This window comes from Photobacterium sp. NCIMB 13483 (assembly GCF_003025475.1).
In the GTDB taxonomy this organism is placed as follows: Bacteria; Pseudomonadota; Gammaproteobacteria; order Enterobacterales; family Vibrionaceae; genus Photobacterium; species Photobacterium piscicola.
On sequence record NZ_PYLV01000009.1, the window covers coordinates 126,891 to 151,602 of the forward strand.

The 24,712-nt window shown below is 39.7% G+C and carries 19 protein-coding genes; 11 read left to right on the plus strand and 8 right to left on the minus strand.

Annotated elements, in window-relative coordinates:
- Nucleotides 1-26 precede the first annotated feature (26 nt).
- The 6 genes from C9I86_RS09625 (at nucleotide 27) to C9I86_RS20055 (ending at nucleotide 6,769) form a co-directional block, all read left to right on the plus strand.
- A complete protein-coding gene (locus C9I86_RS09625; RefSeq protein ID WP_080158934.1) occupies nucleotides 27-533 on the plus strand; it encodes a glycine cleavage system protein R in 507 nt (168 codons plus the stop codon).
- A 103-nt stretch (nucleotides 534-636) separates the two neighbouring features.
- Nucleotides 637-2,727, plus strand: a complete 2,091-nt coding sequence (ppk1, locus tag C9I86_RS09630) for a polyphosphate kinase 1 (protein ID WP_107276223.1) — start codon at nucleotides 637-639, stop codon at nucleotides 2,725-2,727.
- On the plus strand, nucleotides 2,714-4,243 hold the full coding sequence (ppx, locus tag C9I86_RS09635) for an exopolyphosphatase (protein ID WP_241956875.1): 1,530 nt from the start codon (nucleotides 2,714-2,716) through the stop codon (nucleotides 4,241-4,243). Before ppk1 ends, ppx begins: the two co-directional genes overlap by 14 nt.
- 586 nt (nucleotides 4,244-4,829) lie before the next feature.
- Nucleotides 4,830-5,654, plus strand: a complete 825-nt coding sequence (locus C9I86_RS09640) for a hypothetical protein (protein ID WP_107276224.1) — start codon at nucleotides 4,830-4,832, stop codon at nucleotides 5,652-5,654.
- 139 nt (nucleotides 5,655-5,793) lie between these two features.
- Entirely contained in the window at nucleotides 5,794-6,429 is a 636-nt protein-coding gene (locus C9I86_RS09645) for a hypothetical protein (RefSeq protein WP_107276225.1), read from the plus strand.
- A gap of 181 nt (nucleotides 6,430-6,610) precedes the next feature.
- Entirely contained in the window at nucleotides 6,611-6,769 is a 159-nt protein-coding gene (locus C9I86_RS20055) for a hypothetical protein (RefSeq protein WP_158258934.1), read from the plus strand.
- Nucleotides 6,770-7,131: 362 nt separating this feature from the next.
- Here C9I86_RS20055 and C9I86_RS09650 read toward each other — a convergent pair whose 3' ends face one another.
- The gene (locus C9I86_RS09650) at nucleotides 7,132-8,076 is read right to left on the minus strand and encodes a LysR family transcriptional regulator (RefSeq protein ID WP_107276226.1); all 945 of its coding nucleotides are present in this window, start codon (nucleotides 8,074-8,076) and stop codon (nucleotides 7,132-7,134) included.
- A 177-nt stretch (nucleotides 8,077-8,253) separates the two neighbouring features.
- Between C9I86_RS09650 and C9I86_RS09655 the strand changes: the two genes are divergently transcribed.
- Nucleotides 8,254-9,066: an enoyl-CoA hydratase/isomerase family protein gene (locus C9I86_RS09655; RefSeq protein ID WP_080158941.1), complete on the plus strand. Its 813-nt coding sequence runs from the start codon at nucleotides 8,254-8,256 to the stop codon at nucleotides 9,064-9,066.
- A gap of 149 nt (nucleotides 9,067-9,215) precedes the next feature.
- On the opposite strand, the gene C9I86_RS09660 is transcribed toward C9I86_RS09655, so the two are convergent.
- The 5 genes from C9I86_RS09660 to C9I86_RS09680 all read right to left on the minus strand — a co-directional run bounded on the left by C9I86_RS09660 (nucleotide 9,216) and on the right by C9I86_RS09680 (nucleotide 17,639).
- On the minus strand, nucleotides 9,216-10,202 hold the full coding sequence (locus C9I86_RS09660; RefSeq protein WP_107276243.1) for a PstS family phosphate ABC transporter substrate-binding protein: 987 nt from the start codon (nucleotides 10,200-10,202) through the stop codon (nucleotides 9,216-9,218).
- 40 nt (nucleotides 10,203-10,242) lie between these two features.
- A complete protein-coding gene (phoR, locus tag C9I86_RS09665) occupies nucleotides 10,243-11,574 on the minus strand; it encodes a phosphate regulon sensor histidine kinase PhoR (protein ID WP_080158943.1) in 1,332 nt (443 codons plus the stop codon).
- A 152-nt stretch (nucleotides 11,575-11,726) separates the two neighbouring features.
- The gene (gene phoB / locus C9I86_RS09670) at nucleotides 11,727-12,416 is read right to left on the minus strand and encodes a phosphate regulon transcriptional regulator PhoB (protein WP_065192588.1); all 690 of its coding nucleotides are present in this window, start codon (nucleotides 12,414-12,416) and stop codon (nucleotides 11,727-11,729) included.
- 178 nt (nucleotides 12,417-12,594) lie between these two features.
- Nucleotides 12,595-16,392 (minus strand): AAA family ATPase, encoded by a 3,798-nt coding sequence (locus tag C9I86_RS09675; protein ID WP_107276227.1) that lies wholly within the window; start codon nucleotides 16,390-16,392, stop codon nucleotides 12,595-12,597.
- Between the two features lie 14 nt (nucleotides 16,393-16,406).
- Nucleotides 16,407-17,639, minus strand: coding sequence for an exonuclease SbcCD subunit D C-terminal domain-containing protein (locus C9I86_RS09680; protein ID WP_107276228.1), 1,233 nt, complete (start codon nucleotides 17,637-17,639; stop codon nucleotides 16,407-16,409).
- Nucleotides 17,640-17,847: 208 nt separating this feature from the next.
- Here C9I86_RS09680 and C9I86_RS09685 point away from each other — a divergent pair, with 208 nt between their 5' ends.
- Complete coding sequence (locus C9I86_RS09685) at nucleotides 17,848-18,333, plus strand: VOC family protein (protein ID WP_080158946.1); 486 nt, start codon at nucleotides 17,848-17,850, stop codon at nucleotides 18,331-18,333.
- A gap of 126 nt (nucleotides 18,334-18,459) precedes the next feature.
- The gene (gene rdgC, locus C9I86_RS09690) at nucleotides 18,460-19,371 is read left to right on the plus strand and encodes a recombination-associated protein RdgC (RefSeq protein WP_199190773.1); all 912 of its coding nucleotides are present in this window, start codon (nucleotides 18,460-18,462) and stop codon (nucleotides 19,369-19,371) included.
- A gap of 135 nt (nucleotides 19,372-19,506) precedes the next feature.
- Here rdgC and C9I86_RS09695 read toward each other — a convergent pair whose 3' ends face one another.
- Nucleotides 19,507-21,132 (minus strand): permease, encoded by a 1,626-nt coding sequence (locus C9I86_RS09695; RefSeq protein WP_107276230.1) that lies wholly within the window; start codon nucleotides 21,130-21,132, stop codon nucleotides 19,507-19,509.
- 318 nt (nucleotides 21,133-21,450) lie between these two features.
- Here C9I86_RS09695 and yegQ point away from each other — a divergent pair, with 318 nt between their 5' ends.
- Both yegQ and C9I86_RS09705 read left to right on the plus strand, forming a co-directional pair.
- Nucleotides 21,451-22,839 (plus strand): tRNA 5-hydroxyuridine modification protein YegQ, encoded by a 1,389-nt coding sequence (gene yegQ, locus C9I86_RS09700; RefSeq protein ID WP_107276231.1) that lies wholly within the window; start codon nucleotides 21,451-21,453, stop codon nucleotides 22,837-22,839.
- Between the two features lie 5 nt (nucleotides 22,840-22,844).
- Nucleotides 22,845-23,099, plus strand: coding sequence for a YfhL family 4Fe-4S dicluster ferredoxin (locus C9I86_RS09705; RefSeq protein ID WP_045043384.1), 255 nt, complete (start codon nucleotides 22,845-22,847; stop codon nucleotides 23,097-23,099).
- 91 nt (nucleotides 23,100-23,190) lie between these two features.
- Here the strand turns inward: C9I86_RS09705 and mepA are convergent, their stop codons facing one another.
- On the minus strand, nucleotides 23,191-23,973 hold the full coding sequence (gene mepA / locus C9I86_RS09710) for a penicillin-insensitive murein endopeptidase (protein WP_241956876.1): 783 nt from the start codon (nucleotides 23,971-23,973) through the stop codon (nucleotides 23,191-23,193).
- Nucleotides 23,974-24,712: the final 739 nt, after the last annotated feature.

Below are 24,712 nucleotides of genomic sequence, written 5' to 3' on the forward strand. Positions count from 1 at the left end.
ATGTTATAACGACAAGGACTGACGTAATGAAACAACTGATTGTGACCATTATTGGTAAAGATAAGCCCGGACTTGTAGAACAACTCTCTGATACCATTTACTTCAACCATGCGAATTGGTTAAGTAGTTCACTTAGCCAACTTGGCGGGCAGTTTGCGGGAATAGTACAAATAGACGTTGCGGATGAACATCTGTTCTCACTCCGTCAAGCATTAGCCGACATTGAAGCATTACACATTCACATCGTAGAAGATCATACTCAAACCGTGACCACTTATGTTGCCCAGCAACTCACGGTAACGGGCAATGATCGTCGTGGTATCGTCAAACAAGTCACTCGCCATTTAACTCAACTTGGCGTTAATATTGCCAAATTAAAAACCGAGACTCAAAGCGCCCCTAATTGGGGGTATCCTATTTTTATTGCTGAATTTCAATTACAAACACCGCATGAAATTAGTGCGGCCATGATTCAACAGCAACTCGAACAACTCGCCGATGATTTAACTATCGATATTGAAACACTTAGCTAAATCAATCAGATGGCGTACATTAAAGCAATGTAACGCGAATCATGATGTTTTACCATGTCATTTGATATTGTTGGCGCTAAAGTAATAAGGATATTAACCTCAAATGGCCATCAATCAGATTTATCTTGAAAAAGAATGCAGTTGGCTCGCCTTTAATCAGCGAGTCCTTCAAGAAGCGGCGGATAAATCAGTGCCACTACTAGAACGGGTTCGCTTTCTTGGTATCTATACCAATAATCTTGATGAGTTTTACAAAGTCCGTGTAGCTAAAGTTAAACGTCAGTTATTACGTGGAAATAATCAAGATAACGCCGCACATTCATTGCTAAACCAAATCCAGCACCAGACACAACAAGCCCAACAAGCGTTTGAGAAAATCTATGCTGCATTGATTTGTGAGATGGCGCAGTGTGGTATTTATCTTAATAATGAACAGCAACTCACGCCTGAACATCAGCAATGGCTATTGGCTTATTTTCGTCAGCATATTTTGCCACATATCATAGTCACCCCCCTGACAGACACCTTTGAAATCGATCAATATATACACCCTCACGGCTCATACCTAGCGGTAATGGTAAAGCATCATCATGATATCAAATATGCGCTTATTGAAATGCCAACGGCTCAATTACCACACTTTGTACAACTACCATCGCATAATAGTACTCATCATCTTATGGTTATCGAAAATATCATTCGTCACCATATTCGAGACATTTTTAATGATCTTCCCTCAACGGTTCAATTGAGTGTTTATACGATAAAAATAACACGAGATGCTGACTATCAATTGCAGCAAAACAGTGGTGATAATTTATTACAACAACTAGCACAAGGGCTCACCCAACGTTTAACGGCACCCCCACTTCGGTTTACCTATCAACCGACAATGCCAGCAGCAATGCAGCACTTTTTTTATCGCAATCTTAATCTCTCCGACTACGATACAGTGATGGCCGCAGAGTGTTCTCAGCATTTTAACGATTTAAGTGCTTTTCCGATTATTGGTAATAAATACCTTAGCTATGCGCCATTACCCACCATCAATAGTTACCCGTTTCGTCATGCTAAAACTGTTTTCGATGCCATAAAACATCAAGACATTCTGTTGTATTACCCTTATCACAGCTTTGAGCATGTCACTGATTTTGTACAACAAGCCGCATTCGATCCTACCGTTAGCCATATTCGCATCAGTATTTATCGCGTAGCCAAACAATCTATTATTATCGATAGCCTCATTAATGCCGCGAACAATGGTAAACAAGTCACGGTGGTGGTTGAGCTACAGGCCCGTTTTGATGAACAAGCCAATATTCACTGGGCGCAACAGTTAACCGCCGCAGGGATCACGGTCTTATTTGGGGTTGCCAATGTCAAAATTCATTCAAAACTGTGTCTCATTACTCGGCAGGAACAACATCAATCCGTAGATTATGCTCATATTGGTACGGGTAACTTTAACGAAAAAACCGCCACGTGTTATACCGATTTTTCATTGTTTACCGTACATTTAAAAATTACCGCTGAAGTTCGGCAATTATTTGATTACATTGCAAATCCAACCAAGCAAGTTCACTTTAATTACTTGCTCATATCACCAACAGATACACGCACACGGTTATACCAATTAATAACAAATGAGATTGATAACGCTCAACAACACCGTCCTGCTGGCATCACCCTTAAACTGAATAATTTAATCGATAAGGGATTGGTCGATAAACTTTATTACGCCAGTCAACAAGGTGTGAAAATTCGATTAATTATTCGAGGCATGTGTCGCTTGATCGCTGGCATAAAAGGCATCAGTGACAATATTACCGTTATCAGTATTGTTGATCGTTTTCTCGAACATTCACGAGTGTATATCTTTACTAATAATGACGATCCTAAGGTGTTTATTTCTTCTGCTGATTGGATGTACCGTAATATTGATCGCCGCATTGAGGTCGGTTGTCCCGTTCTGGCGCCTGTACTTAAGCAACGTATTATTGATATCACTAATCTACAACTGGCTGATAATGTCAAAGCACGTATCCTTGATCAATCAATGAGCAACCGTTATGTCAGTCGTGGCAAGAAGCAAAAAATACGCGCTCAAACCGCTATTTATCACTATTTAAAACGTAGTGAAGATCAACATCAACAACGCGCACGTAAGGAGCTAAAATACCATGCCAAACCATAATCACCCCCCTGCTCCACAACCACCAATGCCACCGCGACACATAGCGGCACTTGATCTTGGCTCTAACAGTTTTCATCTTGTGATTGCGCGCGTTGTTGGTCACAGCTTACAAATTGTGAGTCGTTATAAACAGCGGGTACATTTAGCATCAGGGCTTGATAATCAATATAACCTCAGCCAAGCCGCCATTGAACGAGGTTTAGCCTGTTTAGCAATGTTTGCTGAACGACTACAAGGGTTTGCACCACAAAATGTTCGAGTTGCAGCGACGTATACGCTACGCCAAGCACGTAACGCTGATATTTTCATTCGTCGAGCTGAAGCGATAATGCCGTTTCCAATTGAAATTATTGCAGGGGCAGAAGAAGCGCGGTTAATTTATTTAGGCGTAACCCATACTCAGCCTGATCATGGTAAAAAATTAGTGATTGATATTGGTGGCGGCAGCACTGAATTCATCATTGGATCAGGATTTGAAACCGATATTGTGCATAGTAAGCACATAGGTTGTGTAAGCTATAATCAAACCTTTTTTGCAAATGGTAAGCTCGATAGCGTTAATTTTGCCCAGGCACAATTAGCTGTTCACCAAAAATTAGAAACAATAATTAATCAATATCAACATATTGGCTGGCAAAAAGTCATCGGAGCATCCGGTACGATTAAAGCGATTCAAGAGGTATTGATAGCGCAAGGCCATCATGACGGAATAATAACCCAACCGCGCTTACACCAACTTATTACAACAATCATCGCCTGTAAGCACCAACACCAATTAGTATTAAGCGGCTTAAATGACGACCGAAAACCTGTTTTTGCTGCTGGCGTAGCGATTGTAAGTGCTATTTTTTCAGCCTTTAATATCGATAAAATGCACTTTTCCGCAGGGGCTTTACGCGAAGGCGTATTGTATGAAATGGAACAACGTTTCCGTCATAGTGACATACGCAGTCGAACCGCAACCGCAATGGCTGAACAATATAATATCGATAAGCCTCAAGCTAAGCGCGTAAAAAATACCGCCCTTGCTCTTTATAACCAACTAACGTTACCACTGACAGATCAACAACCAACCTTAACCACGTTGTTAGCATGGGGGGCATTATTGCATGAAGTAGGTCTCAGTATTAGTTACCCCGGTTTTCATCGTCACTCCGCGTATTTATTACGTTTTAGCACCATGCCTGGATTTAATGTCGATCAACAAACTTTGCTCGCCACCTTAGCCCGCTGCCAACGAAAACGACTTAAACTTGATGAACTGCCACCATTAACAATCTATAAGCGTAAACAGCTATACCCGTTAATTCGTGCCTTACGATTAGCTGTCACCCTAAATGGTCAACGCAGTTCGGTTCCACTGCCACCAATAACCGTTACCGCCAATAACGAACATTGGCAATTAATGTTGCCAAAAGATTGGCTCGCAACCAATACTCTCCTCGCCGCCGATCTGGCAACCGAGCAACAATATTGGCATAAGGCAGGCTGGAAATTGAGTATTGAGGAAAATTAAGTGGCGAGTGGCGAGTGGCGAGTGGCGAGTGGCGAGTGGCGAGTGGCGAGTGGCGAGTGGCGAGTGGCGAGTGGCGACAAATTAAGGCCGGATTTGCTAGCTAAATAATAATTTTCGTGAGTTTGAAATAAAATATGAGTGACTGCTCTATTTTTAAATTTAATAACATAGTTAACAAAATAATCATGTTGTACTTTTACTTGTATTGACAGTTTCAACGTATTAAAACGAGGCTTATCAGCTCAGTTTAATACGAAGAGTAACCGCGTGGTGCGAATTAGATGCATACTGTTAAATAGGGCGTTTTGACAAAAAAAACAACTCAAAAGATAAAGATGAATTAAGGGTCATAAAATACGAGTAATGTATTGGTAGGGGTTATATGTTGACGTAATATATTTATATTTTTGAACAACTCTGATATTTATTATGGTACTTACGAACATTTTTAATTAATCGTTTAGAACGTACTATTTCTAAGGTTAAATAGGTTATTTTTTTGTTCTTTCATGTAAAAGTCAAAATGTATATTAATATGGTGCTAGGGACTTTTGAATAATTTTAATTAGTACAATGAGGTAGTTTTTTGGGTATCAAAAATGTTATTTGGTTTGTAGCAATCAGTTTTTCTATTTTGTCATTGGGGGCGTTACTAGTTGCTATCAATGACCCTATATTTAAACTTAATGAGAATCAGATTCTTTACATTTATTCAACATCAGCACAGGTGTTAGCTGGTATTTATGGTCTTACATTATCCGGTTTTATATTTTTCCGAAATGAACTAAGTCGTGAGCAGTTTGAAGATAGCTCACTTTCAGATGCTATTAAGCGGCTAAAAAAACGATATTTTCACTTATTAGGTGTTGTTACTTTCTGTACGTTCTTGACTTTAGGGTTATCAAATCTAGTAATTGCAATGGAGGGTTATAATAGTAATAACTTTGCTTTTGTTGCTTTACTCAATATTTCTCAGTCAGCGTACTTTACTAGTTTAGGTATCATCGTGTACTTCATTTTTCAGGTTATTGAACCGAGAAAAATTGAGATGATGAGCCAGCAGATTAAGGAAGAGCTTGACTCAACTAAATCTGCTGTAATAGGGAGTTTGGAAGATTTTCTTAGTAGTTTTAATCAAATGGAAGTGATACTTTCTAGTTACTGTGACCGCTATAATTTATATTCTAGGGCTTCTTTAAATACACAAAATCGAATGTCGGTTTCGAGAGCTTTGGATTTTTTATTAAGGGATGCGGTAATTGATAATGACTTGTGTAAAAGAGCGAAAAATTTAACATCATTACGCAATTCATTAGTACATGGAGCTGAGCTTGAAGTTAGTGAAAAAATGGTTAAAGAATCACAAGATGTGCTGAGACAATTAAACATAGCTTTGAAAAAACGTTCCTAACAAATAAGAACAAATGGCTGACCGCATTAGGTACATTAAGTTAATTAGAGGCAATATCGCTAAAGTTTGTCACTAATGCATTTTTTGATGTTACAACGTTTTAATCAAATTAGATGGTTTATTTAAGAGTTCAGTATAAATGAATGATAATCAATTTTACGTAGAAATGGCTGGTAATTTAGCTTGGCCTACAGTAGTTCTTATATGTGTATTTCTTCTCAGGGATAAAATAAAAAATATATTCAGTGGAGGATTAAAGTCAGCAAAGTACAAAGATGCTGAGCTTGTTTTTAGTGAGCAACAAACCGCCAAACCGAACTTACCAGTTCAACAGGATTTGAAACATTTTATTCCGAGTGATCCTTCAGGTTTTCGCGAAGAAGTAGAAAATAGATTACAAGGCTCACTAGCTCAGATTCCAAGTGATCAAGAGAAAATTGATATTCTTGTTAAAAACTTAGCTCAAGAGCAATTAAACGGAGCCTTTGAAAAAATCTATTACAACATATTTGGCACACAAATTAGATTGCTTGAATTTTTATCTTCTCAAGAATCAGGAGCAGCAAAAACCACCGATATTCTTCCTTTCTTTGAGGAGTGTAAAAAAAGTAATCCTCAATCATTTTCTGAGTCCAATCTATCTGATTACCTTAATTTTTTTCATATATGGGAATTGCTTGAATTTGGTGATGATCAGTACATAATAACAAAAAAAGGTAGAGCATTTTTAAGATATATAACGGCAATGCGACTTAATAAAAATAAAGCGTTTTAAACAATTAAATATAGTGCGCATAAATAGATTTGATGTTAAATATCGCCCAAGTTGAGGCGGTATTTTTGATGATTAAGAATAGACAAAATGGTGACATTTAGCTCCATGTCACCATTATAATTTTCCATGATGACATTTAAAAATGAATGAAAGGTACTATTTAGTTAATGAGGGTTTTATATTGAAACGTCAATTTGTTAGTTTTGAACAGTATAAAAAAAAAGCATTACAAGACCCAGAAATCAAAAAAAATTATGACGATCTAGCTGAAGAATTTAAATTGATTAGTGATCAAATAGCATTACAAAAACAAAGCCATAACAACACAGCAAAGAAATAGTTGAAGTAGTGATTTGTGAATTAGGTAACATCACAACGTGGGTTTATCTCTGTTTTCACTTAGAAAAAAACATTAAAACACCAGCTATTCTGTTCGTTCTAAATGAATAGCGATCATGTTGAGTACACATAAATAGATTTGATGTTAAGGCTACCTCAGTAGCCTTAACACCAACCTCATTCTTTCAGCTCCAACTTATACCAGATTTTCATTCACAATCGCGACAGGTAATCGAATTTGGACAATATTCTGCCTATCACTGAATAAAATAAACCGTGAAAATTCTGGCTCCATCGGTACTAAGGCTTTTTTGTTGGGGCCTATTTATGTATAGATACAACCCGCGCGAATAAACATAAGCTCTAATGGCCATACAAGACATCAAAATCAGGAATATTCTGCTCCCAAATAGGCACATCTTCGCCAACAACTGACTTTAGAATCTCGATAAAGAGCTTCGTTTTAATAGGCGCATCTCGATGAGGGTACACCGCATAAACTGTTCCATAATCATCAATATTTAAATGAGTCATGATAGGAACTAGTTTGCCTTCAATGATCTCATCATTAAGCATTTGCGCAGAAACAACCGCCAATGTATTTCCTGCTAATACACTTTTGACCATCATTTCTACATCATTAACTTTATAAATAGCATTAAGCTTAAATTGATGTTCGTTTTTATTTTCATCAAGATAGCTAAATTTATCAATTAATAATCCCGGTGCCGAATAAATGGTTGCGGGTAACGTTTCTAATCTTTTAATTGTCTCTATTTTTCCATGTTGTTTAATAAAATCAGCAGAAGCGACAATTAATAAACGACTTCGAGCAATCTTTCTTGATATCAAGCTGGAGTTTTTAGCCTTACCAATTCGAAACCCAATATCAAAACCTTCTTGCACTATATCAACCATTCTATCTTCTAATCTAAGTTCACACTTCACATCAGGATATTGATGCTGAAAAATAGAAATCGCATCTTGTACATATTGGCGACCAAACATCATAGAACTGGTGATCTTCAATGTTCCTTTGGGTTCTGAACGATAATTTTGAGTTAAGCGATGAGTATTTTCTAATAGTTCTCGCAATTGCCGCGCTTGATTTACCATTTCACTACCAACGGCGGTTAACGATAACGAACGCGTAGTACGATTAAGTAATCGAACTCCCAGCTCCTTTTCTAAACGGCTTATCTGTTTTGATATTACAGAGCGATCTATATTTTTCTGCTCTGCCACATTAGTAAAAGAGCCCTGTTCTGTCACTTCAAGCAATAATAATAAACGTTCAGAAAAATCCATATAAACCTTATGAGAATAAAAAAACAAGCCATTGGTGCAATATTAGCATCAATCTTGTGCTCATAACGGTGTTTTTCTCATCTAATGGATTGCTTATAGTTAACTCAATGACGAAAAGGAAGTCATTTAACGTTACCGTATTTAGCGAGCCTAGTAGGCTATTTAGAGGAAATTATTATGAAAACACTATCAATTACTAGCCAAGGTGGTATCGCAACAGTAACCATCAACAATCCACCAGTGAATGTATTAACTATTGATCTAATTAACGAAATTAATGCGTTTGTACTTTCCTTAAAAGACGACCGAGATACAAAAGTGGTTGTATTTAAATCACTGCACGAAACGTTCTTTTTAGCACACCTTGATCTTAATGTGATTAACGGTACTCAAGGTGGACAAGCAGCTTCTATTGAGTTCAATCACATGATAATGAACATCAAAGCGATGAAACAAGTCTCTGTTGCCGTGGTTGATGGCGTAGCTCGTGGCGGCGGTGACGAATTTGTAATGGCATGTGATCTTGCTTATGCCACTGAAAATGCAGCATTTGCTCAACCAGAAATTCACGTCAATATTCCAACTGGCGGCCAAGGTGCGGTTCAATACGCAAGAAGAATGGGCAAAAACAAAGCATTACAAGCGCTATTATTAGGTAACGACTTCACTGCACAACAAGCTGAGAAACTAAACATCATCACTCAGTTTGTACCTAAAGCAGAAATGGATACCTTTTTAGAAATGACATTGGGCGTAATCAGCGGTTTAGACGTTCGTGATATCGTGATGTACAAAGAAATCATCGCAGCCTCAATTACAGACGAAACCGCTGGCGCAGAGCTAGAGTTACGCTACTTTTTAGAACGTGCAAAAGAAGAAAAAACGGCGACGATTATATCTACATTTCTAAAACATGGCGGACAAACTGAGCGTGAAGCAAAAGATATGCAAGGTATCTTTGTTGATACCGCAGCAGAGCTATCAAAATAGTAGAAAAGAAAAACACCCTGAGTAAATTTCTTTATTCAGGGTGTTTTACGTTACTGCATAAATAGCAACCACAGAGCTTTAGAGCATTTATTGGCGGTCTACACACGTTAATGTAATATTAACGCGCCGCAACAATCTTAACGCTAGCTTCAATCTTTTAGCCCCAACTTCACCATATTTTCATTCACAATCGCAACAGGTAATGGAATATAACCGTCTTTTTGCACTATATTCTGACCGTCACTGGATAAAATAAACCGTAAGAATTCTTGCTCCATCGGTGCTAGAGCTTTGTTGGGATGTTTATTGATATATAAATATAAATAACGTGATAACGGGTAATTACCGTTAATTGAGTTCTCTACTGTTGCCTCAACATAATCAGAGCCTTCACGAGCAACTGGAATAGCGCGAATGCCCGTAGTTTTATAGCCAATGCCTGAATAGCCGATGGCATTAAGCGAGGTTGAAACAGCCTGCACTACCGAAGCTGAGCCCGGTTGTTCATTAACGTTATTACGAAAATCGCCACGACATAAAGCACGCTTTTTAAAGTCACCATAGGTGCCAGATACAGAATTACGACCAAATAATTGAATATCCCGTTGTTGCCAACTATTAGGTAAGCCTAGTTGTCCCCATTGAGTAATAGGTACTAATGCGCCACAACGTAAAGTTCGTGAGTATATTGCATCTAACTGCTCGAAATTAATGCCTTTAAGCGGGTTATCTTCATGCACAAATACTGCTAATGCATCTACTGCTACTTTAATTGCTGTTGGTTTATAACCATATTCTTTTTCAAACGCTTCAATTTCTTTGGTCTTCATTTCACGGCTCATTGGCCCTAACTGTGCCGTTGCTTCCACCAGCGCAGTCGGGGCTGTTGATGAACCTGATGTTTGAATTTGAATATTAACGTTCGGATATTGACGCTTAAAAGCCTCGGTCCAATAGGTCATTAAATTGGCTAACGTATCTGATCCTACCGATGATAAATTACCCGAAATGCCACTGACTTTATGATAAGGCTGTAACTGAGTATCAACCTCAACGGTAGAGGTCGTTGCAGCCATAACGGGGGCTAATGCTACTACGCTCCACAATGTAACGGCGCTGAGTGTGGTCGTAACCATTTTAGTGAGTGGCGACAATAACATTAGGTATCCTTACCCTTTAAGAATGATCATTGGTGATGGCATGTGGCAATCTGGTGTCAGCCACTAATCGACTTGGCAGCGTAAATGAGAAGGTACTGCCCTTATCAACTTCACTTTCAATTTCTAGATGTGCATCATGATGGCTTAATGCGTGCTTAACAATAGCGAGCCCTAAACCACTGCCGCCAGTTTCACGTGAGCGGGCTTTATCAACTCGATAAAAACGTTCAGTTAATCGATGAATATGTTGTGCAGCAATACCCTCACCACTGTCCGTTACTTCTAATCGAGGTCCTGTTGGTGAGCGATACCAACGCACATGAATAGCAGCATCATTCGGAGTATGTTTAACCGCGTTATAAACTAAGTTTGAAATAGCACTGCGGAGTTGATCATTATCGCCAAAGACTTTTAAGCTGTTATCAACCTCAAAGGTAAATGACTGATCTTTATTACTACTGAGTGACATGGCTTCTTTTTCTAAAATATCAAGCATTGCAGGCACATCGACCATTTCTTCTAGTTCAATCGTCGGTGCAGCTTCAATTTTAGATAACGTTAATAACTGCTCAACCAGCGCATTCATACGCGCTAATTGTTCGGTCATCACGCCATGAGCGCGATCCCACATTGGTCCCATTAGCATTTCAGGATCTTGTGCCATTTCAAGATACCCTTGCAAGACAGTCATTGGGGTGCGTAGTTCATGGGACACATTGGCAAAGAAATTACGGCGCATGCCTTCCAGTTGTTTTAACTGTGACACATCGCGCACTGCCATCAGATATTCGCCCTCGGTGTAGCGCATGATCCGTAATTCTAGAGTACGGTCATAGTTCATCGGTGAGGTTATTTCTAATGGGGTATCAAAAGCTTGACGAGAAAGGTAGCGTACAAAATCGGGGCTGCGTAACAAATTACTGATAGGTTGACCGCTATCATCAGGCCAGCGCAAACCTAATAATTGTTGGGCTAATTTGTTGCACCAGACAATATTACCTTCGCTACGAAACACCACCACTGCATCGGGCAATGATTCGGCACCATTACGGAAACGACGAATTAAGGTAGTCAGTTCTTTGCGACGGCGACGGTTACGCTGTTGTAAGCGGTAAATACCGTTAAACAGCGGTTCCCAACTGCCAGAGCCTGAAGGCGGCGTTAAGCTACGATCTTTCCATAACCAATTCGACATTTTAAGTTGGTTATGAAAATGCCATCCAAGTTGGATCCAACTCGCGATCAATAAAAACCACGGTAGATAGCCAAAAATAACACCAAGTATAAGCCAAGGAAGATAAAATAATATCAGCTCCCCAACCAACTTTTTCCATGTCAATCTTTCCACATGTTTACTCCTAGCTGTAACGGAGTAGCACAGTGGTTCCGTTACGCTATTTTTCTATTCGATAAAACCAACACAACCTTCATTGCTATCACAGGCGCATGATAATAATGAAGGTAACGAGTTTGCCACGGCGGGTAAGCACAATGGAATATTTACATGCGTGTCGAAAAACGGTATCCCGCTCCACGTACGGTTTGGATCATTTTATCGTGACCACCATTTTCAAGCGCTTTGCGTAAGCGACGAATATGGACATCAACGGTACGATCTTCAACATAAACATTGGTGCCCCACACATTGTTCAACAACTGCTCGCGGCTATAAACACGTTCTTGGTGAGTCATAAAAAAGTGCAACATCTTAAACTCAGTCGGGCCCATATCTAATGGTTCATCAACAGAGGTTACGCGATGTGAAACAGGATCTAGCTTCAATCCTTGCACATCAATCACATCATCTAAAGCCGTTGGTGAAGCACGACGCATCACGGCTTTCAAACGTGCCATTAACTCTTTAGGTGAAAAAGGTTTGGTAATGTAATCATCCGCACCCACTTCAAGACCACGCACTTTATCTTCTTCTTCACCACGGGCGGTTAACATCACCACTGGAATTTGGCGTGTCAGTTCGTCACGTTTAAAGTGTTTGATCAAGTTAATGCCAGAGCCTCCAGGTAACATCCAATCCATTAAGATTAACTCAGGATACGGCTCACACATTTTTTCTAATGCACTATCGTAATCTTCAGCTTCTATTGCTTGATATCCATTTTGCTCTAGTACAAAACACAACATTTCGCGAATCGGTGCTTCGTCTTCTACTACAAGAATCCGTCTTGCCATAATAAAATATACCTAGTCGTTTGTTTTCTCTGACATGCATCATTATGTGTGTTCATTATGACACTTTTGTGACTTTTTCAGATAAAGCGCGTTTTAATATAATTAATAATAACCGTTTAAAATAGGCTTATTAGTTGATATTGCAAGAAAAAAAGCCATGTAATTAATGGCAATCTTATTACCCTTTAATAACAATTTGACTACGTCCACCACCAATAGCTTCAACGGCTACTTGGATTCCAATCCGCTCTACTAAAGTGCCAACATGCGAAATCACGCCAATCTGACGCCCATCCGCTTGCAGAGCATCTAAGCAGGCTAATGCCATCTCTAAACTATCAGGATCAAGCGTACCAAAACCTTCATCAATAAACAGTGAGCCGAGCTGGCGCGTATCTGCCGCAAGCGATGCTAATGCCAACGCTAACGACAACGACACTAAGAAACTTTCGCCACCAGAAAGCGATTCCACACTGCGGACTTCATCGCCCATATCATGATCGATAACTTGCAATGCTAATGGGCTACCAGGAACGGGTTGCAAAGCATAACGCGGGGCTAAATCTTGCAAATGTTCATTCGCTGCTAACACCAATTGTTGTAGGGTTAACCCTTGTGCTAAGGTTCTAAATTTATTACCTGTTGCTGAGCCGATCAACTCATTCATTTGTAACCACAACTCGGTTTGGGTCTGTTGTGTCGCTAACGCAGAGCGTAAATCCCCTGCCTGTTGTTCCGCTTGCTCGGCATGGACTAATTGCTGACGTAATTGAAAAACTTGATCATCACTGTGCTGTTTTTGAGTCAGCCATTCCGTCATGGTTTGCTGTTGTGAACTCGCATCATTGCTGATGTCATGAGCAGTAAACCAACCTGTCGCTAATTCGACCAACGGCTGATGATCAGCATCTGCTTGCTGACGCTCTTTTAATACCGTTTGGCTAGCAGATAATACTTGTTCGATCTGTTTTAGTTCAGCCCGTTGTTGTTGCAACCATGCATCATCTTTACTCAATAACGCGGTCAATTCAGGTTCAGCCAGGGCTAATTTTTCTAACCAATTACCCCATGTTTGTTGTAACTGTTGCTGAGCTTGATTGGCTTCAACCAATTGCTGTTGAGCATGGTGATGGTGCGCTTCATTTGCCGCCATCGCTTCGGCTAACTGATTAAGCAGAGTTTGTTGTTGTTGTAATTGTTGTTGCTGGTATTCAAGCTCAGCTTTGGCTTTATTTTCAATGACATCTAACGATTGCTCACCAATGAGATCAAGCCGTTGTTGCCAATATAGCGTTTGTTGTTGCGTTAACTGATGATCTTTATTGGTCATCGTCTGTAACTGCTGCTCGTTATGCTCAACGCCACTGATTAACTGAGCCAATACAGGAGCACGTTCAGCTAACTGTTTTTCAAGTTGTTGTTGTTGGTTAACATTGGTTTGATATTGTGCTATTTGTTGCTCAAGTTCGGCAATAAAACTATTTTTACCTTGCTGAGATAATACTGTTAGCCACGTGTCATTTCCGTAAATTGCATTCAATGCCTGTTGTCTTTGTTCGTAGACTTTTTGTTGGCTTTCACATTGTGACACTAACGCTTTTTGCTGTTCTTGCGCTTGCGTTTGTTGTTGCGACAACTGATGGTAAGTTTCTTTGAGCTCAGCTTGTTGATGACCTAATTGCAGCAACTGTTGCTGTTGCTGTTTAACCTCGGTGATCAGTTTTTTACGCTGCTCGCCTTGGGTTTTAATGGTCTGCATTTGTGCTATCGCATCATCCTGCGCTTGTGACCAATTGGCTTGATAATGTGCCAATTGAGCCACATCACTGACGGCGGATAAGCTAATTTCAGCCAACGTTATCGCATCAAGATCAAGCGCCATTAAATCAGACCAATGACATTGTTGCTGACTGACTAATGTTTGAATATTCGCATTAAGTCCATCAATCTCTTTCGCTAATTCGGTTTGGGTGTGTTGATCTTGCGTGATGGTTTGGGTCAGTTGACGCTGCTCGGCATGAACATCTTGCAATTGTTGGGCTAGCTGCTGCAATCGCTGCTGTTGCTGACTAATAATGGTGGCAACTTGCGGATTATGTTGCTGATATGGATGTTCAAGCGCACCACATAACGGACATGCTTCGCCCTCAATCAATTGATCACGATAATCAGTTAAGTTCATCACCGCACGACTTTGAGTCAGTTGATGATCAACTTCTTTATGTTGCGCGTCTAATTGTAATAATTCAGGGGCTAATACGGTTAAACGGTGTTGATTATTGGTGATCGTTACCGCTAATGCTTGCTGTTGTAACTGCAATTTATCACGTTGCTGTAGCTGTCCATGCCACTTATCTAAGCCATATAAACTGTCTTTTAATTGGCTATTACACTGCTGATAAGCACCATAATCCTGACGCTGTTGATCTTGTATTTGTTCTAATTGAGCAAGATCATGCGCTGCAACTTGTACCGTTAACTGTTGCTGTTGTGCCACAAAACCTGATAGCTGTTGTTCTAAGTCAGCTTGTTGTTGAGTGATTGTGGTTAATGTTATTTGACGTTGTTTAATATTCGCTTGCAGTTGAACAATATCGGTTTGTGCTTGCTGAAATTGGTTAACGTTATCTTTGATCGCGTTATGCTGTTCGGCTAACGCTTTCACCGCTTGCGTTGTCTCTAACTCAACCACCAGCTGTTGGTACTGTTGCTGCGAGGCCTGTTGTTGCTGTTGCTGCTTTAATAATTGCTCACGGTTAAGCGCTAATGCGTTGGTTAACTGTGAAACTTGCAGCTGTAACTCCTCGCGTTGCAACTGTAAGCCATGATGTTGTTGTTCAATGGTGGCTGCTTGCTTTAATTTTGGTTCTAGCGCATTAAACACCTGTTGTTTTTGAGTCAGTAACTGTTGGCATTGCTCAGTACTTGCTTGCAATTGCACTTGCTGTTGGTGGTTATCTTTTAAAGTAGCGCTGCTTTGTTGCTCTGTTACCGTCCACTTACTGACTTGCTGTTTAGCTTGTGCTAATAACGTAAAGTCACCACGGGCAGGCAAAGCTTGTTCGTATTGTTGTAACTCAATATAACGTGGTGCTGCTTGTTGTTGAATGTACTCAGCTTGCTGTAACTGTTGCTCACTGTCAGTAATCCGTAACTGTAACTTTGCCGCGGTTAGCATGACATCCTGATGCTGTTTTAATTGCTCAAGCTGTTGTTGCTGAGTATTAACTTGCTGACGTACAACCTCTAACTGGCTATTTAATGCCAATTTTTGCTCATCCGTTAATAAGGCCACATCGCCAAGCTTATCTTGTAACTGAACCAGCTTTTGTTTTTCCTCAGCTGAACGCTTATAAGCCGCCATCGACAACCGACCGTAAATTTCACCGCCCGTCATTCGTTCAAGTAAGGTGGCTCGTTCATCAGCACCCGCTTTTAAAAATGCCGCAAACTCACCTTGAGGTAACATCACGGCACGACGGAACTGATCAAAACTCAACCCAATTAAACGTTCTATTTCAGCTTGTAATTCTTGTTTTTTACCCGCAAAACGTTGCCCAGTTTCAATGTTCTCTAACCATTGTTCAGCGGCTTGCATTTTACCTTCAGCACGACCACGAGCACGACGCACTTGCCAATGGGTACGCCAATGCGAACCATCGTTAGCAATAAAATCTACCTCAGCAAAACCCTCGGCTTTACCGCGCGATAAAATACTGCGCACATCGTTGGCTTTAATGCGGTTATCGTCATCATCACGCCCGATTTCAGCATCATTTTTTTTATTAGATTGCAGGCGAGGAATACGATCGTATAACGCTAAACAAATCGCATCGAGCAAGGTTGATTTACCCGCGCCTGTTTTACCCGTGATAGCAAATAAGCCCGCTTCGCCTAAGCGTCCACCAGCAAAATCAATCTCAAACTTGGTTTGTAAACTTGCTAAATTTTCACCACGCAGTGCAAGTATTTTCATTTTATTATTCTCTCTTATTGTTGTTCTTCAACTTGCACTAATAAACTTTCAAAAGCGGCTGTCATCGCAGCATCAGGTTCACCATCGTATTTTTTATTCCAGCTCAGCGAAAATACTTGTTGTGGTGACACTTCGGATAAACGTTGATGCTGCAAACCTTGTTGCTGTTCAATTTGTTGATAATGCGGGGTAATTTTAGCCAATCGAACCGATTTACCTTCCAATGCTTGTAACACTTTTTCACGTAATAAAGCTTGGGGCTTATCAAGTAACACATGCACTTCTAAAAACGGTTGTTGCTCACGAGGAAGCTCGTCATCTGATAACGCTTTAAGTGCCACTAATACTTCATCTAAGGGCGCAGGTTTGGTTGGTACTTTTAGCATATCAACACTTCGAGGAATGGTGATTGGCTCAATGTTTGTAACGTCAGTGCCGTCTAATTCAACCATCACAATTTGATGGCTATAATTACGCTCAGCCATTGACAATGGAATCGGTGAGCCGCAATAACGCACATGTTCTTGCTTGGCAACTTTCTGAGCCAAGTGCAAATGACCAAGGGCAACATAACTAACATCATCGGCAAAAATAGTCGCTGGCAACGCATGTTGATTACCCCCTAATACCCGTCGCTCTGACATTTCAGATATTTTGCCTGACGCCATATACGCATGACCCATACCGATTAACGCTTGCTGAGGTTGTTTACGCTCACGAGCAGCAGCCGTCATTTCGGCATACAACACTTCAACCCCTTTAATCAGTCGATCATCTGTTTCAGCTAAATTTTCAGTGCGTAAATCCGCACTACGTAAAAATGGCACCGCTAACACCCATGCAGCTTGTTCACCGTTAGCATTAGTTAATGGCACTAACATCCGCTCACAATCTAATTCGCCATTATCTAATCGGTGAATACCACCGACTAAATGCAGATCAAAGGCCTTTAATAACGCTTGTGGTGCATCGAGTTTACTGGGTGAATCATGGTTGCCACCAATCATTACCACATCTAATTTAGGCAATGTTTTAGCTAATCGCGCTAAGAATCGATATAACATTTCCCACGCACTGGCGGCAGGGTTAGCAGTATCAAAAATATCCCCTGCCACTAATAAGGCATCCGCTTGTTGTTGCTCAAGGGTATCAGCAAGCCAATCTAAAAATGCTTGATGTTCGGTTGCGCGGCTATAGCCATGTAATTGATGGCCGAGATGCCAATCAGAGGTATGGATAATTTTCATAATGGGATAACACTACCAGCCAGAAATAATCATCAGATTGTACCGTGTGAGCCATCAACTACACAGGATTTTGATTACTCACTAATAGTCACCATAACCAAACATTATCATTTTAATAAAAATTGATAATTTTATATTATTTAAGACTTAGCCTAGTATTACCAGCAACAGAAAATGACCAATTAATCATCAATATTTGAGGTAAATTATGAAAATGAATCACGTTGGCATCATGGTTGGCGATATGGATACCGCGGTTGAGTTTTATACCAAAGCATTGGGTCTTGATATTGTGATGGGTAATACCAAAGTAACAGAAGAGCGTGAAACAGCCATTGGTCGTATGTGTATTGCTGTTTTTGGTGAAGGTTTTAAAGGGTTTAATATTGCCCATTTATTAACTAAAGATGGCATCGGCTTTGAACTGTTTGAAATGAAAGACCGCCAACAACGTCATGAGGTTGATTTCTCTCGCATTGGTATTTTCCATTTCTGTCTTCAAACCGATGACTTTCATGGCGTTATTGCTCGAACTGAACAATATGGCGGTAAAGTACGTATGGATATCATGCGTTACCACCCAGAGGATGACAGCAACACCTCCCAAATGGTTTATTTAGAAGACCCTTTTGGTAACTTATTTGAGCTGTACTCACATACTTACGAAGAGACTTACTCCACAAAGTATGAATAATATTTTTGAGTTAAAGGATTGGTGATCGCCAATCCTTGCAACAATCACAAACGCTACTTAGTAATTTACAGCGGTTGAGTTAAGATAAGCCCCCAACTGTTTACCCTAGGAAGTGTGACTAGCATGATGTGGTTTAAAAATATACTGACTTACCGTTTTACGCGTGAGATTGACTTAAATGCAGACCAAATAGAAAAACAGCTGGAAGAATTCCGCTTTACACCTTGTGGTAGCCAAGACATTCAAAAATTTGGCTGGGCCCACGCATTAGGTAAACATGGCGATATGTTTACCCATGTTTCTGGTGACAACATTTTAATTTGTGCTCGCAAAGAAGAAAAAATGCTGCCAGCGTCAGTGATCAAAGAATCATTGAACAACAAAATTGAAATGCAGGAAAAAGATCTTGGTCGTAAATTGAAAAAGACTGAGAAAGATACCCTCAAAGACGAAATCGTGATGGATTTATTACCACGCGCATTCAGTCGTCAACATCAAACTTACGCGTTAATCATGCCTAAATTAGGATACATTGTGGTTGATGCGGGTAGCTACAAAAAAGCTGAAGATGTTTTAGCATTATTACGTAAATCAATCGGTAGCTTACCGGTTGTTCCGGTTGTTCCTGAAAAACCATTAGCATTAACCCTGACAGAATGGGTTCGCAGCAACCAATCACCACAAGGTTTTACCATTGGTGAAGAAGCTGAATTTAAAGCTGTTGAAGAAGACGGTGGTGTGATCCGTTGTAAGCAACAAGATTTAAATTGTGATGAGATTCTAGCGCACATTGAAGCGAATAAAGTAGTCACTAAACTGGCACTGAATTGGCAAGACCGCATTGATTTTATTCTAGCGGATGACTTAACCGTTAAACGTCTTAAATTCTCTGATGAATTAAAAGATCAAAACGAAGATATCGACCGTGAAGATATGGCACAGCGCATTGATGCTGACCTGTCATTAATGGGCGGCGAGTTCTCTGCATTTTTGCCCAACCTATTTGATGTTATAGGCGGTTTAGAAAACAAAGGCTAATCCCTGCGTTTTTAAAATTGAGCTTTCAGCTATTATAGGCATTGCTTGAATAACAAAAAGAGCCATCACGTGTTAGCACATGACGGCTCTTTTGCTATTTACTTATAAACTGTTCGTTATAAACGTTTATCCGCGTTACATGCTCATTCCCATGCTTGCATTGGCTTTTTTACCTAAACGGTAATACCAAATAGAAACAGGAATAAAGATAAGGTTCATCACGGTGGTGAAGTTCAAACCAAAGCCTGATTGATTTAATGCACGTACTGTTTGGTCAGCGGTAACCCAACCAAAACCATTAAAGATCGCATCAACACACAAACCAGTAAATAAGATAGACACGAATAACAATCCAACCATCCATTTCGTTGGACGTTTACCGTAGTATTTTTGGTAAACACGAATCATTGGAATAGTTAACACATCCGATAGAATGAAACCAATCACGCCACCAAATGAAATACCACCATGCCACAATGCTGCCGCTAAAATCAGATTACCCACAGAACAAACATAAGCAATCATTGCCACAAAAATACCAATAATCACATCTAAGAAAGAATGTAACCACACAGGTAAACCAGCATCATTACTAATAAACAGATCGCGCCAACCATCTTGAGGCATTAATGCAATTAAAATGGAAGATACCACCACCCCGATCAGGATTTCTTTACCAATCATGGCAATATCCATTTGGAAGAAACCCGCAGACTTGGTAATTTTTTCCATGGTGGCAGATTGAGGCTCAGCAGCCATCTTCATTGCAGAATGATCGCCAGACTTCATGCTTGACATATCCATACCACAGTCACTGTCGTCAGACTTCATCTTAGACATGTCCATGCCACAGTCACTGTCGTCAGACTTCATCTTCGACATATCCATGCCGCAGTCATTATCGTCAGACTTCATGTTTGACATATCCATGCCGCAGTCACTGTCGTCAGACTTCATCTTCGACATATCCATGCCGCAGTCATTGTCGTCAGACTTCATGTTTGACATATCCATGCCGCAGTCACTGTCGTCAGCCTTCATCTTCGACATGTCCATACCGCAATCACTGTCGTCAGCCTTCATCTTCGACATGTCCATGCCGCAGTCACTGTCGCTAGCCTTCATCTTTGACATATCCATGCCGCAGTCACTGTCGCTAGCCTTCATCTTTGACATATCCATGCCGCAGTCACTGTCGCTAGCCTTCATCTTTGACATATCCATGCCGCAATCACTATGATCACCGCTCATTTCAGACATATCCATACCACAGCTTGCTTTTTGGGGTTGCGCATCTAAAAGGTGTTGACGCAATTCTTGTTCAACATCTTTGGGATAAAAACGGCTAAATAAAAACCCAGCAGTTACAATTAAAATCAAACCACCGATTACCTCACCCCAAAAAAATGTCCAGCCCATCAAAGCAACTAAGACAATGAACATTTCTATGATCAAGTTGGTACTTGAAACCAAAAATGCCATTGCGTTAGCAACAGTCGCTTTTTTCGTCAGTAAAGTATGAGACAGTGACGTCGCAGCATATGAACATGATGATGACACCATGCCTAAAAAGGTAGTAAAGCCAAGACTAACTACGGTCGTTTTACCTAAGTGCTTAACCACACTTGAAACGGGTAATAAATTACGTATCCATGACGACAACATTAAACCAAATGCTAATGGCCAAAAAATTTGCCAAACCATATTCCCAAATGTAGAAAACAAGTGGATAACCAATCCACCAATATCTTGCCCGATCATATATACCTTCTTAATACTGCGATTAAACTAGTAGCAACATTGTGCAAACAATCCTCACATATTGCCCTAAAATATATCTAATGTATTTAATGCATACTAAGTATGTATTTTAGTGCATTAACGAACAGATTAAACTTCAACAATTGCTATTGAGAATAGTGCTAAATTTCCGTTAATGGTGCGATTAATTGCCGTAGAGAATCATTATTTTCAAGAAAATTGGCAATGTGGGAATGAAAAAAGTAGAATCTCGCCTCCTCCCTATAGCACTAGGTGTTATAGGCTGATTTGGAATCAGACATCTAAGAGAATTGAGCAATGTTTAAACCAGAATTATTATCTCCAGCCGGTAGCCTTAAAAACATGCGTTATGCCTTTGCCTATGGTGCAGATGCTGTCTATGCAGGTCAACCACGTTACAGCCTTCGCGTTCGTAATAATGAATTCAACCACGATAACCTTAAAATTGGTATCGATGAAGCACACGCACAAGGTAAAAAGCTGTATGTGGTCTGTAATATTCAACCGCATAACTCTAAGCTTAAAACCTTTATTCGTGATTTAAAGCCAATTGTAGATATGGGTCCTGATGCACTTATCATGTCAGATCCAGGTCTAATCATGATGGTACGTGAAGCGTTTCCTGAGGTTGTTATTCACCTGTCAGTACAAGCAAATGCTGTTAACTGGGCAACCGTAAAATTCTGGGCAAGCCAAGGCGTTGAGCGTGTGATTCTTTCACGTGAACTATCATTAGAAGAAATCGAAGAAATTCGTGAGCATTGCCCTGATACTGAACTAGAAATCTTTGTTCATGGCGCACTTTGCATGGCGTATTCTGGTCGTTGTTTATTATCTGGCTACATCAACAAACGCGATCCAAACCAAGGTACATGCACTAACTCATGCCGTTGGGAATACAAAGTAGAAAAAGCCGTTGAGAATGATTCAGGTCAAATTGTTGAAGTTCAAGATGCAATTCAGATTCAAGAAGTTGAAGAGCGTCCAAACAATACATTAGGTCTAGGTAAGCCAATTGATGATGTTGTGCTACTAAGTGAATCTCACCGTCCTGAAGAAAAAATGGCGGCATTTGAAGATGAGCATGGTACTTACATCATGAACTCTAAAGATCTTCGTGCAGTACAACATGTTGAGCGCCTAACTAAAATGGGTGTGCACTCACTAAAAATTGAAGGCCGTACTAAATCGTTCTACTACTGTGCTCGTACTGCGCAAGTTTACCGTAAAGCGATCGATGATGCTGTTGCTGGCAAACCATTTGATGACTCATTACTGGGTACATTAGAAAGCCTAGCGCACCGTGGTTACACTGAAGGTTTCCTTCGTCGCCACACTCATGATGCTTACCAAAATTATGATTACGGTTACTCAATTTCAGAAACTCAACAATTTGTTGGTGAGTTTACAGGTAAACGCCGTGGCGACCTTGCTGAAATTGAAGTAAAGAACAAGTTCATTGTTGGTGACAGCCTTGAAGTAATGACACCGCAAGGTAACGTTGTCTTCAAACTTGAAACCATGGAAAACCGTAAATCAGAAGTAATTGATGATGCCAAAGGTAATGGTCACTTTGTGTTTATTCCAATGCCATCAGATATGGACCTAAGTTTTGGTCTATTAATGCGTAATTTAAGTAACGGTGAAGATACCCGTAACCCACACGCACCTAAAGACGGTAAATAAGCATTATGGCACTGCTCATTACAACTAAATGCATTAACTGTGATATGTGTGATCCTGAATGTCCAAATGAGGCCATTACCATGGGGGATGAATTTTACGAAATTAATCCTGATCGCTGCACTGAATGTAAAGGGCACTATGATAAGCCAACCTGCCAGTCAGTTTGTCCGATCACCAATTGCATTATTACTGATCCTGAACATATCGAATCAGATGACGAACTACTTGAAAAGTTTGTCACCTTACAAGGTCTTGCTTAGTCATCACTAATAAACCGTATCAAAAAAGCGCCGCTCAGTTAACTGGGCGGCGCTTTTTTATGTTATATCATTTACTAGTTCTAGCAAAAACCTAACTTTTTAATACTATCGCACACATAGGTGGTAATACTTTCACAGGTTTGGGCTTAGGTTTAACAGCCTTAGCTGATTCACTCGTCACCGGTGCTTTATAATTAGGTGACCACGAAGCAAGTTCAGTACCACAACCATCACCTGCTGGCGGTGGTGCTTGTGTTTCACAAGTCGTACTTTCTGCTGGGCAATTTAAGCGCACATGGAAATGGTAATAATGACCAAACCAAGGACGTACTTTACTCAGCCAATTACGGTCTTTCCACTTTGCTTTACAGAGTTGTTGTTTGATCACTGGATGGACAAAAATACGTGCAACGCGATCATCACTGGCAGCAAGTTGAATTAATTGTGCTTGCTTTGAACTCCAATTCTTATCAATGATCTTGTAATTTTTCACATCAACCATCGGCAGTGCTGAAATTGTTTTTAATGCCTGTGGTGATAATGGTTGTTCAGGTATACGCAACCAAATATCAGCATCAAGCCCAGTTTGATGGCTGGCATGACCGGAAGAGAATCGACCGCCACGTGGCATCGCAATATCACCCACCAAGACATTTCCAATTTTTAATTGCCGTGATTGCTTCATCAATTGCTGCAAAAAAACAATCATTTCGCTATTACCATAATAACGTCCACGCTCAGAACGTATCACCTGATAGCCATCACCTTGCAACGGTAAACGCTCACCACCAGCAAGACATCCATTAGCATATGAGCCTATCGAACTAGAATCACCTTGACTTGGGTTTTTTACTTTTTCCCATGGTGTTGCCATTACGCTCTGACTTATACAAACCAGCATCAACCCAGAAATTATCATCCTTAACACATTATTCTTCCTTTTTAACCTCAATTTCCTTAATGATAACGCAACCCTCAGACGATGCAAAATTCATCTACTAAACAGTAGTTCGTTGTTTAGTTTTAAAATGTTTTGATAAATAATAGTTATTCAAATAGTAATAGCACAATTATCTTATTATTTTTTCAAATCAAAAATAACAAACCAATACTAATGGCTTTTTTAAATAAAAAAATATCCATTATTTCAGCGATAAATCGTATTTTTTATAAAATAAAACTATATTACTAAATAAACAATCTTAACATTGTTTATTTAGTAACCCTTTATTTTTCCATTAATGACACTTAAGATTGCATTTAATTAGATGTGTTTAGTAACTTATATCTGCTTTTTTATTATCACTATTCATCGCTTCAGTGTTATTTAAGAGTAAGGGATACCTAAATTACCATTAGTAAACAAAACATAACAAATTGATTTATAATTAAAATAATCTTAATGATGAAACACCACTATTACCTTAATATCGCGAAAAGTAAAAAGGTAACAACCTCCAAAATATATATTATCTTTACTGAATTTTACTTTAAAAATGCGTTACTTATTTGTCACACATTATATAAATATATTTACCATTAAAAATGGAACATGACTAAATATAATAATGCAGTCACAGTTGCAAATGACAATGATTATTACTACATCATAA